The organism is Chloracidobacterium thermophilum B, assembly GCF_000226295.1.
Classification (GTDB): Bacteria; Acidobacteriota; Blastocatellia; order Chloracidobacteriales; family Chloracidobacteriaceae; genus Chloracidobacterium; species Chloracidobacterium thermophilum.
Genome location: NC_016024.1, coordinates 1,209,095 through 1,224,661, shown reverse-complemented (window position 1 = coordinate 1,224,661; position 15,567 = coordinate 1,209,095). Strand labels below are relative to the sequence as shown.

At 62.5% G+C, this 15,567-nt stretch carries 14 protein-coding genes; 10 read left to right on the top strand and 4 right to left on the bottom strand.

What is annotated here, in order from left to right:
• Window positions 1-12: 12 nt before the first annotated feature.
• The 5 genes from CABTHER_RS05100 to CABTHER_RS05080 all read left to right on the top strand — a co-directional run bounded on the left by CABTHER_RS05100 (window position 13) and on the right by CABTHER_RS05080 (window position 6,298).
• Window positions 13-1,797 carry an LIC_10190 family membrane protein gene (locus tag CABTHER_RS05100; protein WP_014099529.1) on the top strand — a complete coding sequence of 595 codons (1,785 nt, stop codon included), beginning with the start codon at window positions 13-15 and terminating at the stop codon, window positions 1,795-1,797.
• Between the two features lie 79 nt (window positions 1,798-1,876).
• Window positions 1,877-2,452 carry an acyltransferase gene (locus CABTHER_RS05095; RefSeq protein ID WP_014099528.1) on the top strand — a complete coding sequence of 192 codons (576 nt, stop codon included), beginning with the start codon at window positions 1,877-1,879 and terminating at the stop codon, window positions 2,450-2,452.
• Complete coding sequence (locus tag CABTHER_RS05090) at window positions 2,397-3,179, top strand: glycosyltransferase family 2 protein (RefSeq protein WP_187288421.1); 783 nt, start codon at window positions 2,397-2,399, stop codon at window positions 3,177-3,179. The genes CABTHER_RS05095 and CABTHER_RS05090 overlap by 56 nt, the downstream gene beginning before the upstream one ends.
• Before the next feature lie 24 nt (window positions 3,180-3,203).
• Window positions 3,204-4,304: a DegT/DnrJ/EryC1/StrS family aminotransferase gene (locus CABTHER_RS05085; RefSeq protein ID WP_014099526.1), complete on the top strand. Its 1,101-nt coding sequence runs from the start codon at window positions 3,204-3,206 to the stop codon at window positions 4,302-4,304.
• A 101-nt stretch (window positions 4,305-4,405) separates the two neighbouring features.
• Window positions 4,406-6,298 (top strand): lysophospholipid acyltransferase family protein, encoded by a 1,893-nt coding sequence (locus CABTHER_RS05080; protein ID WP_014099525.1) that lies wholly within the window; start codon window positions 4,406-4,408, stop codon window positions 6,296-6,298.
• Here CABTHER_RS05080 and hutF read toward each other — a convergent pair.
• The 3 genes from hutF to hutI are packed head-to-tail and all read right to left on the bottom strand — an operon-like array spanning window position 6,291 to window position 9,737.
• Complete coding sequence (gene hutF / locus CABTHER_RS05075; protein ID WP_014099524.1) at window positions 6,291-7,724, bottom strand: formimidoylglutamate deiminase; 1,434 nt, start codon at window positions 7,722-7,724, stop codon at window positions 6,291-6,293. The two genes, CABTHER_RS05080 and hutF, sit on opposite strands and share 8 nt — an antisense overlap.
• Window positions 7,721-8,533 carry an N-formylglutamate deformylase gene (gene hutG / locus CABTHER_RS05070; RefSeq protein WP_014099523.1) on the bottom strand — a complete coding sequence of 271 codons (813 nt, stop codon included), beginning with the start codon at window positions 8,531-8,533 and terminating at the stop codon, window positions 7,721-7,723. Before hutG ends, hutF begins: the two co-directional genes overlap by 4 nt.
• The gene (gene hutI / locus CABTHER_RS05065; RefSeq protein ID WP_014099522.1) at window positions 8,514-9,737 is read right to left on the bottom strand and encodes an imidazolonepropionase; all 1,224 of its coding nucleotides are present in this window, start codon (window positions 9,735-9,737) and stop codon (window positions 8,514-8,516) included. The genes hutG and hutI overlap by 20 nt, the downstream gene beginning before the upstream one ends.
• A 157-nt stretch (window positions 9,738-9,894) precedes the next feature.
• Here hutI and hutU point away from each other — a divergent pair, with 157 nt between their 5' ends.
• The 3 genes from hutU (at window position 9,895) to CABTHER_RS05050 (ending at window position 13,489) form a co-directional block, all read left to right on the top strand.
• On the top strand, window positions 9,895-11,571 hold the full coding sequence (gene hutU / locus CABTHER_RS05060) for a urocanate hydratase (protein ID WP_014099521.1): 1,677 nt from the start codon (window positions 9,895-9,897) through the stop codon (window positions 11,569-11,571).
• Window positions 11,571-12,116, top strand: a complete 546-nt coding sequence (gene cobU, locus CABTHER_RS05055) for a bifunctional adenosylcobinamide kinase/adenosylcobinamide-phosphate guanylyltransferase (protein WP_014099520.1) — start codon at window positions 11,571-11,573, stop codon at window positions 12,114-12,116. The genes hutU and cobU overlap by 1 nt, the downstream gene beginning before the upstream one ends.
• Window positions 12,117-12,319: 203 nt before the next feature.
• Window positions 12,320-13,489, top strand: coding sequence for a formylglycine-generating enzyme family protein (locus CABTHER_RS05050; protein ID WP_212770323.1), 1,170 nt, complete (start codon window positions 12,320-12,322; stop codon window positions 13,487-13,489).
• On the opposite strand, the gene CABTHER_RS15605 is transcribed toward CABTHER_RS05050, so the two are convergent.
• The gene (locus tag CABTHER_RS15605; RefSeq protein WP_014099518.1) at window positions 13,431-14,591 is read right to left on the bottom strand and encodes a 50S ribosomal protein L11 methyltransferase; all 1,161 of its coding nucleotides are present in this window, start codon (window positions 14,589-14,591) and stop codon (window positions 13,431-13,433) included. The two genes, CABTHER_RS05050 and CABTHER_RS15605, sit on opposite strands and share 59 nt — an antisense overlap.
• 174 nt (window positions 14,592-14,765) lie before the next feature.
• Between CABTHER_RS15605 and CABTHER_RS05040 the strand changes: the two genes are divergently transcribed.
• Window positions 14,766-15,080 carry a PqqD family protein gene (locus CABTHER_RS05040; protein WP_014099517.1) on the top strand — a complete coding sequence of 105 codons (315 nt, stop codon included), beginning with the start codon at window positions 14,766-14,768 and terminating at the stop codon, window positions 15,078-15,080.
• A complete protein-coding gene (locus CABTHER_RS15600; protein WP_014099516.1) occupies window positions 15,077-15,538 on the top strand; it encodes a lasso peptide biosynthesis B2 protein in 462 nt (153 codons plus the stop codon). The genes CABTHER_RS05040 and CABTHER_RS15600 overlap by 4 nt, the downstream gene beginning before the upstream one ends.
• Window positions 15,539-15,567 lie beyond the last annotated feature (29 nt).

The window sequence follows — 15,567 nt, the reverse complement described above, 5'->3', positions numbered from 1 at the left end:
CAAGCGCACCTTATGCTGTTTTTCGCCTTTGCCTTTGGCCTTCTCGCCCTGACCAGCTACCTCGTCGGGGTCAGCGTCGGGTATGTGTCACGGGCGCTGTCTCCCGCATACCGCCTTGGAGATTACTGGTTGGCCGCCATCTGGATTGGGCTGTTGACTCTTGGCAATGCCTTGCTGGCGCTGTCGTTGCTGATGCCGCTTACGCCTCTTTCCGGGGCGCTGCTGGCACTTGTGCTCTGTCTTCCGGCACTGACGACAGGCCGGGTGCACCTACGGTGGCTGGAAATATGGCAACGGCTTCGGCGACAACCAGCGTGGATTGTGGCCCTGGCAGCCATTGCGGTCAGCAACGGGGCGTTTTTCAATCGTCCCAGTTTCATCATTGATGCCGGCGTTTATCACATCGGGAGCATTGAATGGCTGTCACACTACGGTACGGTTCCCGGCCTGGCCTTGCTCAACTGGACGCTTGGTTACGGTTCGACTTGGTTTGCGCTGGCAGCGCCGTTCAATGCCGGGCCGTTGGCGGGACGCGCCTACAACGTTGCCAACAGCGTTGCTTATGCCCTGCTGACCCTGCATCTCTTACTCGCCGGCAGCCGCATCTGGCGACGGACAGAACAACCTGCCGATTGGTTTTTACTGATAGCCTCCGGGCTGACGTGGCTGTTGGCGGCACGCTTTCTGGGAGCCATCATCGTTTCGCCGTCACCGGATATTCCGGTGATTTTCGGCGTGATCATCGTAGCTTGGATGTTTTTTCTCACGACAACACCGGCATCCACTCAGGACGCCGGCAATGCACGTCTTCTGGTCTGGCTGATGGCGCTTGGTTTGGCCGGTGTCAAACTCAATGCCCTGCCGGTGGTCATCATCGGCGGATGCTTTGTTTTTGCCGCCAGCCGGCAACCTGGATACCTTCTGCGGGCCGGTCTGCTTGGCAGCCTGTTGCTTGCCCCCGGCGTCGTGGCGCGCGTTGCGATGTCCGGCTACCCCTTTTTCCCTTCACGGGCCTTTGGATTGGGATTGCCCTGGCAGTATGAAAACCCGGTCTTTACGACCAATGCCATTCGGGTGTTTGCGCAGTGGTCAGGGCAGCCTGTTCCGCCGGGCCCGGATTACCCGCTCCGGTGGCTTCCGCACTGGCTTGCCCACGAACGGCTGGCAACCGGGCTGCTGCTGATACAGCTTGGCGTTCTTGTTTGGGGCTGGCGACACTGGCGGCAGTGGACACCTGCCTTCCGGTGGGCATTGGTACTGTCAACGGCAGGCACACTCTACGTCATGGCCGCTGCGCCATCACTGCGCTTTCTGCTGGGCTACCCGGTCATTGCCATCAGTCTTGGACTTGCTGACTTCGTTCCGCGCCTTGCCGCGCGCTGGCAGCTTGGTACAACCAGAATGCAGTGGAAACACACGGGGCACGTCGGTATTTTCATCCTCGCTGGCTTCCTGACGGCGGCCCTCACAGGACTATCCCTGATCTCATCCAAGACGGAGTGCCTCATCCAACGGGCTATTGCTGCCGGGAAGGTCTCCAACACACCTGACCACGCGCCCGGATGGATATGGCCGCCGCGTGTCCGCCGCATCGAGTATCTGGAAAGTGAGCCACCGGTGGCTGACACGACGGTGAAGCGGCAACTTATCAACGGCATTGAAGTGACTGTCCCCCACGCCATCTGCTGGGACCTGCCGCTCCCGTGCTCGCCGCCCTACCACAAAACAGGTTTTCGGCTGCGTGACCCACAGCGGGGACTGTCCGGCGGTTTCGTCACAGGGCCGGACAAACCGTGACCGTCCCGTGACCGGCTTGGCAGATGAGAGACTGTTGGCGTAGCATTGTCCGACACTTGACGAGTCTGGTATCGCCGGCATGACCGAAGCCCTGCCCTACCGCAAACACCCGACGGCGCTGGTCGAAAGCGAACACATCGGACGTGGGACACGCATCTGGGCGTTTGTCCACGTGCTTCCCGGCGCTGTCATCGGCGAAGACTGCAACATTGGCGATCACTGCTACATCGAGTCGGGCGCCGTGGTCGGCAACCGCGTCACGATCAAAAACGGCGTCGCCGTGTGGGAAGGGGTTCATCTCGGCGACGACGTGTTCCTGGGTCCCAACGTGGCCCTGACCAACGACTTGCTGCCACGCAGCCGCAAGCCCGATTGGGTCTGTCATCCAACCTACATCGAGCGCGGGGCGACGATTGGCGCCAATGCCACGATTGTCTGCCGGGTACGGATTGGCGAATACGCCCTGGTCGGGGCCGGCTCCGTGGTCACGAAAGACATCCCAGCCCACGCACTCTGTTTCGGCAATCCGGCCGCCGTCCGCGGCTGGGTCTGCCGCTGCGCCGCACGTTTGACCTTTGAGGGAGAGGAAACGACCTGCCGTGAATGTGGCGACCAATACCGCCAAACACCAGGCGGCATCATCCGCATCGTCTGACGCACCACGGACGACGTTGAAGGTGCTGGCCGTACCGATTGCCTTCAACGAGGAAAAGAAAATCGGGCGCGTCCTGGACCGTTTTCCGCCGAATGTCGTGGATGCCATTGCCGTTGTGGATGACGCCTCGACAGACGGCACGCCCCAGGTCATCTGTGAAAAGGGCGCGATTCATCTGCGTCATGAGCGGCAGTCAGGGGCCGGAGCCGCCATCCGCACGGCGATTCGCTACGCCCGCGAACAGGGCTACGATGTCATCGTCATTCTGGCCGGAAACGACAAGGACCGCCCGGCCGAAATCCCCCGGCTGGTCGAGCCGATTGTCAACGAAGGGTATGACTTTGTGCAGGGGTCACGCTATCTGCCAGGTGGCGACTTCGGCAACATGCCGCTGTATCGCCAACTGGCGACGCGCTTCGTCCACCCGCTGCTGTTTTCGCTGGCCGCACGGCGGCGCGTCACCGACAGCACCAACGGCTTTCGCGCCATCCGCCTTTCGCTTTTTGACGATCCGCGCATAGACATTGACCAGGACTGGCTCGACAAGTACGAGCTGGAGCCTTACATCCTGTTCAAGGCCATCCGGCTGGGCTACCGGTTCAAAGAGGTGCCCGTCACCAAGATTTATCCCCCAAAAGAACTGGGCTACACCAAAATGAAGCCGTTTACCGGCTGGTGGAGCATTCTTCGCCCCATCATTTACCTGGGGCTGGGTTTGAAAAAGTAACCCCAAAGCAGAAAGGGGCGGGGCATGCAGATTCCCTTCGTTGACTTACAGGCGCAGTACCAGTCGCTCAAAGACGAACTCGACACGGCCGTACTGACCGTCATGCGGCAGTGCAACTTCATTCTGGGCAAGGAAGTGAGTGATTTTGAGCAGGCCTTTGCCGATTACGTCGGCGCCCGGCACTGTGTCGGGGTGGCCAGCGGACTGGATGCGCTCAAGCTTGCGCTGGAAGCCTTTGGTATCGGCCCGGGGGATGAAGTCATCGTGCCGGCGCACACCTTCATTGCTTCGGCGCTGGCCGTATCGGCCGTTGGGGCGCGTCCGGTGCTCGTCGAAGTGGATGAAGCCAGTTTCAACCTTGACCCGGCACGTATCGAAGCCGCCATCACCCCCCGCACGAAAGCCATCATGCCGGTTCACCTCTACGGGCAACCAGCCGATATGGCCCCCATTCTCGACATTGCCCGGCAGCACAATCTGCGCGTCATCGAGGACGCTTCCCAGGCGCACGGCGCACGTTACCGGGGGCAGCGGGTTGGCACATTCGGCGATGCCGGCTGCTTCAGTTTTTATCCCGGCAAGAACCTGGGCGCGTACGGCGATGCCGGCGGACTCGTCACCAACGACGCCGGACTGGCTGAGAAAGTCCGCTTCCTGCGCAACTACGGGCAGGAGGTCAAGTACAAGCACGTCGTCAAAGGATACAACCTGCGGCTCGACACGCTGCAAGCCGCCGTACTTGGCGTGAAACTCCGGCATCTCGATACCTGGAATGCCCGCCGGGCGGCGCATGCGGCCGCCTACACGCACGCGCTCGAAGGCGTGGGAGACTTGCAGCTTCCGCGTGTTGTCACCGGCGATCACGTCTTTCACCTCTACGTCATCCGTACGCAACGGCGCGACGCCCTCCAGACACACCTCAACCAGCGCGGCATTGCGACGGTCATCCACTATCCCGTACCGATGCACCTGCAGGCGGCGTATGCCGACCTGGGTTACGGTCGCGGGGCATTTCCCATCACCGAACGGCTTTCGGATGAGATTCTGTCGCTTCCGATGTACGCTGAACTGACGGCTGAGCAGCAGGACTACGTCATCCAGGCGGTGAAGGACTTTTTCGCCTGACCTGGCCCGGCAACATCCCGGACGAACAGTGTTCATAGCAGTGTTACAGACTGCGGATAAGCGATGCCATCCGCCCTGCCAAAGGAGCTTTGCGCACGCCTATGTCCGGTCGCATCTTTCAACTTCCGACGCCGTTTCGTGATCCGCTGCGGCAACGGATGTTTGCCCCCATCAAAAGTCTGCTCGAACGCTGGCTTCTGTTTCACCAACTCGATGAGCTTTACCAGGAAGCCCTGGCTGCCACGGGCAGCGATGGGCATGCCTTTTTTGAGGCGGTTCTGGCGGCGCTCAACGTCCGCTATCACGTGCTGGAAAGCGATGTGGCGCGGCTGCCGGCTGCAGGGCCGGTCATTGTGGTGGCCAACCATCCCTTCGGGGGCATTGAAGGCATCATCCTGACTTCCCTGCTCCGCTCAGTGCGACCTGACGCCAAAGTGATGGCGAACTACCTGCTCGGATGCATTCCTGAAGCGCACGACTACTTCATTCTCGTTGATCCGTTTGAGCGTCCAAACTCGCCACAGGCCAATCTTCGCCCTCTCCGGGCGGCACTCCGCTTCCTTGCCCAGGGTGGTGCGATTGGACTGTTCCCGGCCGGTGAGGTGGCCCACTGGCAGGCCGGCAAGCGCGTCGTTACCGATCCGGCCTGGAAACCCACGCTGGCGCGGCTGGTACGCGCCAGCAAAGCAACCGTTGTGCCGGTGTATTTTGACGGCAGAAATGGCGCGCTCTTCCAGATGGCCGGCTTTGTTCATCCACGCCTGCGCACGGCCATGCTGCCCTATGAGTTTCTCAACAAGCGGAATCGGGAGATTGAAGTGCGCATCGGGCACCCGATTCCCTGGTCGAAGCTCAAGTCCCTCGATGATGAAGCCCTGACCGAGCACCTGCGGCAGCGCACCTACCTGCTGGCTTCGCGTACGGAACCGGCCTCACGGCTGCCACGGGCGCTGGCCGCTCCACTGCGCTTTCCAAAAAGCTTTCCGAAACTCCCGATGCCGTCATTGCAACGCCCGCAACCTGTGCCGGCGGCCATTGCGCCGCCACGTGCGGCTGCCCTGCTGGAGGCTGAAATCAAGGCGCTTCCCGAAACCGCCTGCCTGGTCAGACAGGGCGAACTGACGGTCTGGTGCGCGGGCGCCGAGCACATTCCGCACGTGCTTCACGAGATTGGACGCCTGCGCGAAATCACTTTCCGGGCCGCCGGAGAAGGCACCGGCAAGGCCCTTGACATAGATAGCTTTGATGCCTACTACCAGCACCTTTTTGTCTGGAACCAGGAACGGCAGGAAATCGTTGGCGGCTACCGCTTCGGGCAAACGGATGAGATTCTGGCGCGCTTTGGCAAACGTGGACTCTACACTCACACTTTGTTTGCCTACCGCACGGCCTTTCTGCGCAGCATCGGGCCAGCGCTCGAACTGGGACGTTCGTTCGTCCGCCCGGAGTATCAGAAAAGCTACGCGCCGCTGATGCTGTTGTGGAAAGGTATTGGGCGCTACATTGCCCAGCATCCACGCTACCGGGTGCTGTTCGGCCCGGTGAGCATTACCAACGAGTACCGCACGGCTTCCCGGCGCTTGATCGTGGAGTTTCTCAAGGCCAACAGCTTTCAGCCGCAACTGGCCCGGCTGGTCCGTCCACGGATGCCTTTCGAGTCGCGTACCCTGGCCATCACCCAGACCCTGCTTGGACTCAAGCCGTCCCCGATTCCGGCGGCTGACATTGAAGAAGTCTCGGCCTTTGTGGCCGACATCGAGCCGGATGCCAAAGGCGTCCCGGTGCTGCTGCGGCAGTACCTCAAGCTGGGCGGGAAGGTGCTGGCCTTCAACATTGACCCGGACTTTGGCGATGCGCTGGACGGTCTCATCATGGTGGACCTGCTCGACAGCGACCCCCGCACACTGGAGCGCTACATGGGACGCACCGAAGCCGCAGCTTTTCTGGACTACCATGCCAAAGCTCTGGCACAGCGCCGGATGCGGGTTAGTTAGGGTTGTCGTCGGGCGGACAGTCTGCGTTCCGGGAACACGGACGGGAAGACGCCCACAGCGTCTCCATAGCCGCCTTGAAACGTGCCTGAATCCGTCCCTGGCGGGGATGCCGTCCATGCCGCAGCCACCACTGACCGGCCACCAGCACGTCTGACCAGGTGGGGCCGGGGCTTGAAAACACCACCGCTTCCAGCAGGTGTTCGGGTGTTGCGCCGAGCAGGGTTGGGGTGTCTGTTGCCAATACCAGCGCATCGGCACGCGCGCCGGGTGTCAGTCCCCAACTTGGCTGGCCGGCGGCATCACCGCCAGCAAGTTGTGCGCCGGTAAAAAGGCTGGCCGCCGGCGACGGCAGTCCGGTAATCCCCCGGCGCTGCGTCAACAGGCGCGTGCTGTACACCAACCAGCGCAGTTCCTCGCGCCAGTCGCGGTTTACGTGGCTGTCTGAGCCGATGGCCAGCGGGACGCCGAGTTCCGCCCAGGCCGGCAGGTCCACAAAACCGTCACCCAGATTGGCTTCGGTCGTCGGGCAGACCACCACCCCGGCCCCGCTCCGGGCAATGGCTTCGCGTTCGGCGGCATCGGTATGCGTGGCATGCACAAGCTGCCAGCGGGGATCGAGATAGCCCTCACGCGCCAGCCAGGCTACCGGGCGCGCGCCGGTAGTGCGCAGGCAGGCTTCGACTTCCGCCACCTGCTCGGCCACGTGGAGGTGAATGGGGCCGGTGAAATCCTCGGTCAGCCGCCGCATGTGACCGAAACTTTCTGGGCGTACCGCCCGGACGGAATGCAGTGCCAGCCCGACGTTGACACCAGGGCGGTGGCATTCCTCGACACTTTTGACCAGATGCCACACAAGATCGGGCGTCGCCAGAAAACGGCGTTGCTCCGGCAGCAGGTCGGGCTGCCCGAATCCGGCGCGCTCATACACGGTGGGCAGCAGGGTCAACCCAATCCCAACGTCTTCCGCCGCCTGAATGATGGCTTCCACTAGCGCCAGCGGTTCGGTGTAGGGTTCGCCGGCTGCGTCGCGGTGGAGATAGTGAAACTCACAAACCTGCGTATAGCCCCCCTGGAGCAGTTCCAGATAAAGCTGCGCCGCAATGGCGCGCAGAAGTTCGGGTGTGATGCGCGCCGCAAGGTGGTACATGCGGCTTCGCCAGGACCAGAAATCATCCTGTTCGCCCGTGGTGGTTTCGGCCAGTCCGGCAAAGGCACGCTGAAACGCATGGCTGTGGGCATTGACAAGACCCGGCAGCAAAGCGCCTGCAAGTGGCACAGCTTCGGGCGGAGGCGTCGGCACGTCAGTTTCCACACTGGCCCAACAGCCATCCTGTCCGATGGTCAGCAGGACGTGGCGTTGCCAGCCGTGGGGCAGCCAGGCCAAGGGTGTCCACAGAGCTTTGGGCGGGACCGGCTCAAGCGTCATGACGGACTCCAGGCGAGAGCCGTAATGATGAGTTTCTCCAAAATCGGGAGCAGACGCCCGGCGCGTTCCGGGTCAATCCGATAGGGCGGCGCTTCATCGCGCATGTAACAGGACCAGGCCATTTCCAGTTGGACGGCGTGGCGTCCCTGCTCCGGCCGGCCGTAATGGCGCGTAATGTAGCCACCTTTGAAGCGGTCATCGGCCACATAGGAGAATTCCTCCTGCGCGGCCAGCGCAGCACAGAGGGACTGACGCAACTGCGGCGCACAGCTTGCTCCGCCGGCCGTGCCAAGGTTCAAATCCGGCAGCGTGCCCTCGAAAAGCCAGGGCAACTGTGACTTGATACTGTGCCCTTCCCACAGAATGACATAGCCATGACGCGCCTGAAGTCGTGCGAGTTCGCGTTCGAGTGCGTCATGGTAGGGCTGCCAGTAGCGTGCGCGTCGTCGCGCCACCTCAGCGGCATCGGGCGTCCTGCCGGCGCGGTAGATGGGTTCTCCGGTGAACATGCGCGTCGGGCAAAGCTCCGTGTAGTGCTTGCCGTGATAGAGCGGCAGGTCGTCGGGCGGACGGTTGACATCCACGACGTACCGTGACAGCCGCGCCTGCAGGATGCCGACATCCAGTTGGCAGGCGAAGGCGTAGAGTTCACCCAGATGCCAGTCAGTATCGGGTAGGGTTTTCGCCTTGTCAGTCCAGTCGGCGGCAATCTCCGGCGGCACAACCGTCCCCACGTGCGGCAGGCTGATCAGCACGGGAACATCACCCGGATGGAGTTCAAATACCGGTTCAACCGACGATGACGCCATGACGCACCACCTCTTTGCCTCCCACGATCACCTGCTGCGGATGACAGCCACCGAACCAGTAGGCCAGTTCACGGGGATGTGCCAGCGGCCAGACGACGAAATCCGCCCGCCTGCCGGCCGCCAGTACGCCCCGGTCGGCAAGTCCCAGCGCACGCGCAGCATGCACGGTGATGCCACGCAGGGCTTCTTCCGGCGTAAGCTGAAAGAGCGTACAGGCCAGATTGAGCATCAGCAGCAGGGAGAGTGTCGGCGACGAACCCGGATTGTGGTCGGTCGCTACCGCTAGTGGAACGCCGGCGGCCCGCAGCGCAGATACCGGTGGAAGTTGTGTTTCACGCAGAAAGTAAAACGCGCCTGGCAACAGGACGGCCACTGTGCCGGACTGCGCCATGGCGCGGATGCCAGCCGGGTTGACATACTCCAGGTGGTCACAGGAAAGCGCGCCAAACTCAGCCGCCAGCAACGCTCCGCCCTGGTCACTCAACTGTTCAGCGTGGAGTTTGACCGGCAGCCCCAACTGCCGGGCCGTTTCAAAGACGCGCCGCGTTTGTTCGACCGAAAACCCGATGGTTTCGCAGAAGGCATCCACAGCATCCACCAGACCGGCAGCGTGCAACTCCGGCAGACAGGCGCAGACTTCGGCAATGTAATCGTCCGGGCGACCGGTAAACTCCGGCGGCAGGGCGTGCGCAGCCAGGTAAGTCGTGCAGACCGTCAGCGGCAGGCGCTGCGCCAGTTGGCGGGCAATGCGCAGGCAGCGGGCTTCATCAGCGTAGGTCAGCCCATACCCGGACTTGATTTCGACTGTCGTGACGCCTTCTGCCAGAAGCGTGCGTGCGCGGCGGATGGCGGCGGCCAGAAGGTCTTCGTCGGAAGCGGCGCGGGTCGCCCGCACCGTGGAGAGAATGCCGCCGCCCTGCCGCGCAATGTCGGCATAGGTTGCGCCGTGCAGCCGGGCTTCAAACTCATCGGCGCGCGTTCCGCCATAGACCAGATGTGTGTGGCAGTCCACCAGTCCCGGTGTCACCAGTGCGCCGCCCAGGTCATGTTCTTCGGCAATGGGCAGGCTGCGGGGCAGGTGGCGCGCATCGCCAACCCAGTGCAGGTATTGACCGGCAACGACCAGGGCGCCGTCTTCAATCCAGCCCCAGGCGGCCGCGTCTGCCAACGTCGCCAATCGCGCGTTGCGCCACAATGCCAACATTTCCCCTGCCTGCCCCCAGCGCCGTTGTGCGTAAGCCAACATCCTACCGTGCGTGGTGTGTGGTGAAAAGCCGTGGCTTGACGCCACTGGCCCACCCCACTAACGTCGCTGGCAGCGCGTCTTGGCGCATCGGATTCCCGTATAGCGAAGCCTTGCCATGTCCAGAATTCTTCGCGCACCACGCGGAACGGAGCTTTCCTGCCGCAACTGGCAGATTGAAGCGGCGTACCGCATGCTGCACAACAACCTTGACCCGGAAGTTGCCGAACGACCGGAAGACCTGGTCGTGTATGGCGGGGCCGGCAAAGCCGCCCGCAACTGGGCGTGTTTTGAAGCCATCTGCGACACCCTGCGCCGGCTGGGAGAAGATGAAACCCTGCTCATCCAGTCGGGCAAGCCGGTGGGCGTCTTTCGTACGCACCCGGACGCCCCACGGGTCTTGCTGGCCAACTCGAACCTCGTACCCCGCTGGGCTACGTGGGAACACTTCGACGAACTCGACCGGCGCGGCCTGATGATGTACGGGCAGATGACGGCCGGTTCGTGGATTTACATCGGTACGCAGGGCATTGTGCAGGGCACGTACGAGACCTTTGCCGAAATGGGCCGCCAGCACTACGGCGGCGACCTGCGCGGGCGCTGGGTGCTCACGGCCGGGCTGGGCGGCATGGGCGGGGCACAGCCGTTGGCGGCGGTGTTTGCCGGGGCGGCGGCGTTGGTCATCGAGTGCCAGGTCAGCCGGATTGAAGCCCGCTGCCGGACGCGCTACCTCGATGAGTGGACGGACAATCTCGACGATGCCCTCCGGCGCATTGAACGCTACACGGCGGAGAACAAGGCGGTTTCCGTCGGCCTGCTCGGCAATGCGGCGGAAATCCTCCCGGCGCTGGTGGAACGCGCCCGGCAGGGGGGGCTACGTCCTGACATCGTGACCGACCAGACAGCCGCGCACGACCTGATTCACGGCTACCTGCCGGTGGGCTGGACGGTTGAGCAGTGGCAGGCGGCCCAACGCGATCCGGCACAGCACGGGACGCTGCGCCGGGCAGCGGCGGAAAGCTGTGCGCGGCATGTCCGGGCCATGCTCGACTTTCAGGCCCTGGGCGCCAGGGTAGTGGATTACGGCAACAACCTGCGCCAAGTCGCTTTTGACGAAGGCGTGACGGATGCCTTCATGATTCCGGGCTTCGTCCCGGCCTACATCCGCCCGCTGTTTTGCCGTGGCAAGGGGCCGTTCCGGTGGGTGGCGCTGTCGGGCGACCCGGAAGACATTTACCGCACCGACCGGCGTCTGATGGAGCTGTTTCCTGACAACGACCACCTGCATCGCTGGTTGACCATGGCTGAGCAGCGGATTGCTTTTCAGGGGCTGCCAGCGCGCATCTGCTGGCTGGGTCTGGGTGAACGCCACCGGGCGGGACTGGCGTTCAACGAGATGGTCCGCAAGGGCGAACTCAAAGCGCCCGTTGTCATCGGCCGCGACCACCTGGATGCGGGTTCAGTGGCTTCCCCGAACCGGGAAACCGAGCAGATGCGGGATGGCTCAGATGCAGTTTCCGACTGGCCGCTGCTCAATGCGCTGCTCAACACGGCCAGCGGCGCGACGTGGGTTTCACTCCACCACGGGGGCGGCGTTGGCATGGGCTATTCGCAGCATGCCGGGATGGTCATCGTGTGTGATGGTACGGAAGCCGCCGACCGGCGTCTGGAACGGGTGCTGTGGAATGACCCGGCAACTGGCGTGATGCGGCACGCTGATGCCGGCTATACCGATGCCGTGGAGTGTGCCAGGGCGCAGGGACTGTGGCTTCCCATGCTGGATACGGATGCCTGATGACGCGCGAACTCATTCTGGTACTGGGCGGCGCACGGGCCGGCAAAAGCCGGTTTGCCCAGCAGCTTGCCCAGACGAAAGCTGATACCACCGGCGCAGCCGTGTGCTTCATTGCCACGGCGGAAGCCCTCGACGAAGACATGCAGAGGCGGATTCTGCGCCACCGGGCGGAACGCCCGGCGGAGTGGCGTACCATTGAGGAGCCGCGCGCGCTGGCGGCGGCTTACGCCCAAGCGGCGGAAGCCGGTGTGGTGGTGGTGGACTGCCTGACGCTGCTCGTCTCGAACTGGCTACTGGCTATGCCGCACGATGAGGCGCAGTGCCTCAATGCGCTGGAAACCACGCTGGCGGCCTTTTTGCAGACCTTTTCGCGCCGTGAGCAGACGGTCATCGTGGTGTCCAATGAAGTCGGGCTGGGGATTGTTCCCGACAATGCTCTGGCGCGCCGCTACCGGGACCTGCTGGGAAACGTCAACCAGTCGGTGGCCGCAGCGGCAACGGAAGTCTATTTCGTTGTGGCCGGACTTCCCTGGCGCATCAAGTGAGTCCGTTTCACACGGCATCCACAATGCCAATGAAAATGTCTGTTCAGCCAACAGGGGCATTCTTCAGGCAATGCCAAAGCTGCTACACTGCACGTTGACGGCCGAGACAACGCGGCTCCGAGGGACAAAGCATGGCGCAACGGAAAACAGGTTGGCATATCTGGCCGGCTGGTCTGGCGCTGGGATTTCTTTGGGCGATGACCATGCCAAACCTGCCTGTGACCCAGGTTGCTGCCCAGGAACGCAGCACGAGTGTGGGCGGGGGAAAAGCCGGTGGCGGTGAAACGACATCCTCACCTGGCAGCGGGCGTGGACGCAGCAGCAGCAAGGGGGCACGTCCACCGGCAGTTCCCTGCCCGTCCGGGCCGCTGGCGCCAACCGTGGCCCTTCCAGCCGAACAGCTTTCCACCGTCACCTTTGAATCTCCCAGACTGGACGACAAAGGCAACACCGTCGAGACCGTCAAAGGCGAAACGCAACGGTTTGTCGAAAACCTGGGCAACCAGGTGACGCTGGAATTGGTCGCCGTACCGGGCGGCTGTTTTACCATGGGCAACACGGTCTCCGATGAAACCGAAAGCTATGACAACGAGCGTCCGCTGATGCGCGCGCGGGTCTTCGGGTTCTATATGGGGCGGACCGAAGTCACCCAGGCGCAATGGCGGGAAGTCGCGTCCTGGCCCAAAGTCGAACGTGACCTGCCGCCTTCCCCATCGAAGTACACCGGCGACGACCTCCCCGTGGACAGCATCACCTGGGATGAAGCCGTCGAGTTCTGCCGGCGGCTGACCAAAAGAACCGGCCGCCCCTACCGGCTGCCAACCGAAGCCGAATGGGAATACGCCTGCCGGGCTGGCGCCACCGGGCTGTTTGCCTACGGCGCGGTTCTGCTGCCGACGCTTGAAAACTACGACGGGTCGCTGCCCTACCGGGACGAGCCAGCCGCCCCGCCACGCAAGAAGCCAACGCCGGCCGGATCGCTGGGGGTCAATCCCTTCGGACTGGCCGATATGCACGGCAACGTACGGGAGTGGTGTCTGGACACCTATACTTCCCGCCTGACGGGAATTCAGGCGCAGGGCGCGCCGGTGCGCAACATCCACCAGGAAGAATGGGCGCAACACCGCACCATCCGGGGTGGCTCGTGGGCGTCGCTGCCCGATGGCTGCCGCTGTTCAATCCGGGAAGGGCTGCACCGTGAAGAACTGCTGACGACGCTTGGCTTTCGCGTTGTTCTCAGCGACCGCTACGGAGAGGGCCAGCCAATCGAACTGGATAATGAAGAGCCTGGACGTACTTCCGGCTCCCTACGCCTCAACGAGCGAACTTCAGCGCCTGCCTTTTCACATAGACCAGAGCATCCTCATCCGTAGGAAACTCGGAAGAAAAGCTTTCGCGTAGCCCACGGGCGACCTGCTCAACTGTCCAGCCGGCGTCGAGCTTTGTCAGCAGAAAAAGCTGCATTTTGCCTTCCACTCCCAGCCCCGGCGCCGCCGTGGGCGACAGCGGACGCAGGCGTTCCGGTGTTGCCAGCCAGCCCTCGAAGTCCGAATGGCGGAACGTTTTGGATTCCCCCCCAACACTGCGCCAGGTCACGTCCCAGCACAACACACCGCCGCCGCCAACCGCCCGGAGCGTCACTTCGACTTCATCCCCAACGGCCACCGGCAGCGGCTCGGCAATCGGTAAACACACGTGTCCCCAACTGGTTGGAGACTCAAGAAGGGGGCTGTTCGTCAGCGTGATGTCTTCCGTAAGCCACGCCTTGAACCACCCGCCGATGCCATGCATCACCCCTGGCTGCGCCACCCGAAAGGATGCCGTCCCGGCTACCTTGGGCAGGGCATCACCATCCAGCGCGGCGGGGGTCAGGTCAACCCGGCAGTAGCAGCGCCCTTCGGCCAGCACGTGCTGCGGACTCAACCGGCGTGTATACTGCTGGTTGACGGCAAAGGACAACGCAGACGAAAAATCAAAACCACACACCGGCTCGCGCCAGACGGACAAATCTGGCTTGGCTTCCGGCCAGGTGATCGGTGCGCAGTACAGTTCGAGTGCCTGCGGAATGAGCTTTCCGCCTGGCTTCAGCCAGCGGCGACAGGCATCCCGGAGCGTCGGGAGAATAAGCTCCTCTGCGCCATAGTTGCCTATCGTCTCAGAGACGATGACATCCACCGGCTCTGGCAGCCGGGCGCGTGTGGACAGGCAACCAATGAATGTCACGCGGTCGGCGTAACCGTTCTTCTCAATAATCAGCCTGGCAAGTTCAATGATGGGGCCTTCATCAATGGCATAGGTGTGCCGGGCGCCGGCCCGGCATGCCAGAAGCGTCAGAATCCCTGTTCCGCAGCCAACGTCGGCAACGACATCGCCGGGGCGTACGACAGACTCGATGGCAGACTGAAAGGGTTGCACCCGACGCTCATCGGCAATCAGTGAAGCGTGATAGGTTAGGGCTGCATAATCAGAGTACATTGGTTGTTGTTTCAACCCGGAGTGAAAATGTTACCCGATAGTACGTGCGCTCTAAGCAGCGAACAAGTATATTGGCTTGCGCATTTAACCCGTGATAGCGCTTGTTCCTGATGAACAAGTGCCTATCAACCATTCCCAATCCCGCACCTGCCTGACGCAACGATGCTTTCTCTTATGAACCGAGCCCTGATTCCCAAGCATGTCATTGTGCGCTCTGTTGCGGATGAAGCCATCCTGCTCAATCTGACCACGGAGCATTACTACGGTCTGGACAGTGTGGCCTACAGCATGCTGCGGCAGGCCACGAGCTGCCCGACGTTGCAGGACGCTTTGGCGGCTCTGCTGGACGAATATGAAGTCGAACCGGAACGGCTCCAGCAGGATTTCAATGCCCTGCTGGAGCAGCTTCAGCAAGCCAATCTCATCGAGATTGTTCCGCCTGACCCGGTTTCTTCAGATTCGCCGCCAGCGGCAGCTCCAATCTCATGAAACGTTGGCTGTACCGACTGTACCTCTTCTGCCACCTTCCATCGGAAGACCGGGCGAACCTGGTAACGGCCTGGCTTTTGTTGCTGGGTTTGCCCGGACTGTGCCGCCTCGTCGGTGTACGCGCCTGCCTGCGGTGGATGCGGTGGATGGTTGGCCGTCAGCCGCCACCGGTGTCATCCGCAACCTGCCCGGCGGATTGGGTGGATCACCAAGGTGTTCTTGTCGCTTGGGCGGCCCGGTATTGTCCCCGGTCGCCAACCTGCCTTATTCGTGCGCTTGTGCTGTGGTTCCTGCTGGCGCGACGCGGCATCGTCTGTGACCTCCGGCTGGGCGTTGAAAAAGACGCCCGGACGTTTGAGGCCCACGCTTGGGTGGAATGGTGCGGCCAGCCGGTGATGGAATCTCCCGACGTACGGCAGCGCTACGCCGTCTTTGATACGCCTCTCAACGTCTTGTGAGCAGCTTTTTTGTCATCTTCCACCCTGAC

Excerpts from the sequence above, each read along its gene's own strand:
- CABTHER_RS05085 (WP_014099526.1), top strand. The coding sequence starts at position 3,204 with ATGCAGATTCCCTTCGTTGACTTACAGGCGCAGTACCAGTCGCTCAAA.
- CABTHER_RS15600 (WP_014099516.1), top strand. The coding sequence starts at position 15,077 with ATGAAACGTTGGCTGTACCGACTGTACCTCTTCTGCCACCTTCCATCG.
- hutG (WP_014099523.1), bottom strand. The coding sequence starts at position 8,533 with ATGGCGTCATCGTCGGTTGAACCGGTATTTGAACTCCATCCGGGTGAT.
- CABTHER_RS05080 (WP_014099525.1), top strand. The coding sequence starts at position 4,406 with ATGTCCGGTCGCATCTTTCAACTTCCGACGCCGTTTCGTGATCCGCTG.
- CABTHER_RS05050 (WP_212770323.1), top strand. The coding sequence starts at position 12,320 with ATGCCAAACCTGCCTGTGACCCAGGTTGCTGCCCAGGAACGCAGCACG.
- hutI (WP_014099522.1), bottom strand. The coding sequence starts at position 9,737 with ATGTTGGCATTGTGGCGCAACGCGCGATTGGCGACGTTGGCAGACGCG.
- hutU (WP_014099521.1), top strand. The coding sequence starts at position 9,895 with ATGTCCAGAATTCTTCGCGCACCACGCGGAACGGAGCTTTCCTGCCGC.
- CABTHER_RS05040 (WP_014099517.1), top strand. The coding sequence starts at position 14,766 with ATGAACCGAGCCCTGATTCCCAAGCATGTCATTGTGCGCTCTGTTGCG.
- CABTHER_RS05095 (WP_014099528.1), top strand. The coding sequence starts at position 1,877 with ATGACCGAAGCCCTGCCCTACCGCAAACACCCGACGGCGCTGGTCGAA.
- cobU (WP_014099520.1), top strand. The coding sequence starts at position 11,571 with ATGACGCGCGAACTCATTCTGGTACTGGGCGGCGCACGGGCCGGCAAA.
- CABTHER_RS05100 (WP_014099529.1), top strand. The coding sequence starts at position 13 with ATGCTGTTTTTCGCCTTTGCCTTTGGCCTTCTCGCCCTGACCAGCTAC.
- hutF (WP_014099524.1), bottom strand. The coding sequence starts at position 7,724 with ATGACGCTTGAGCCGGTCCCGCCCAAAGCTCTGTGGACACCCTTGGCC.
- CABTHER_RS15605 (WP_014099518.1), bottom strand. The coding sequence starts at position 14,591 with ATGTACTCTGATTATGCAGCCCTAACCTATCACGCTTCACTGATTGCC.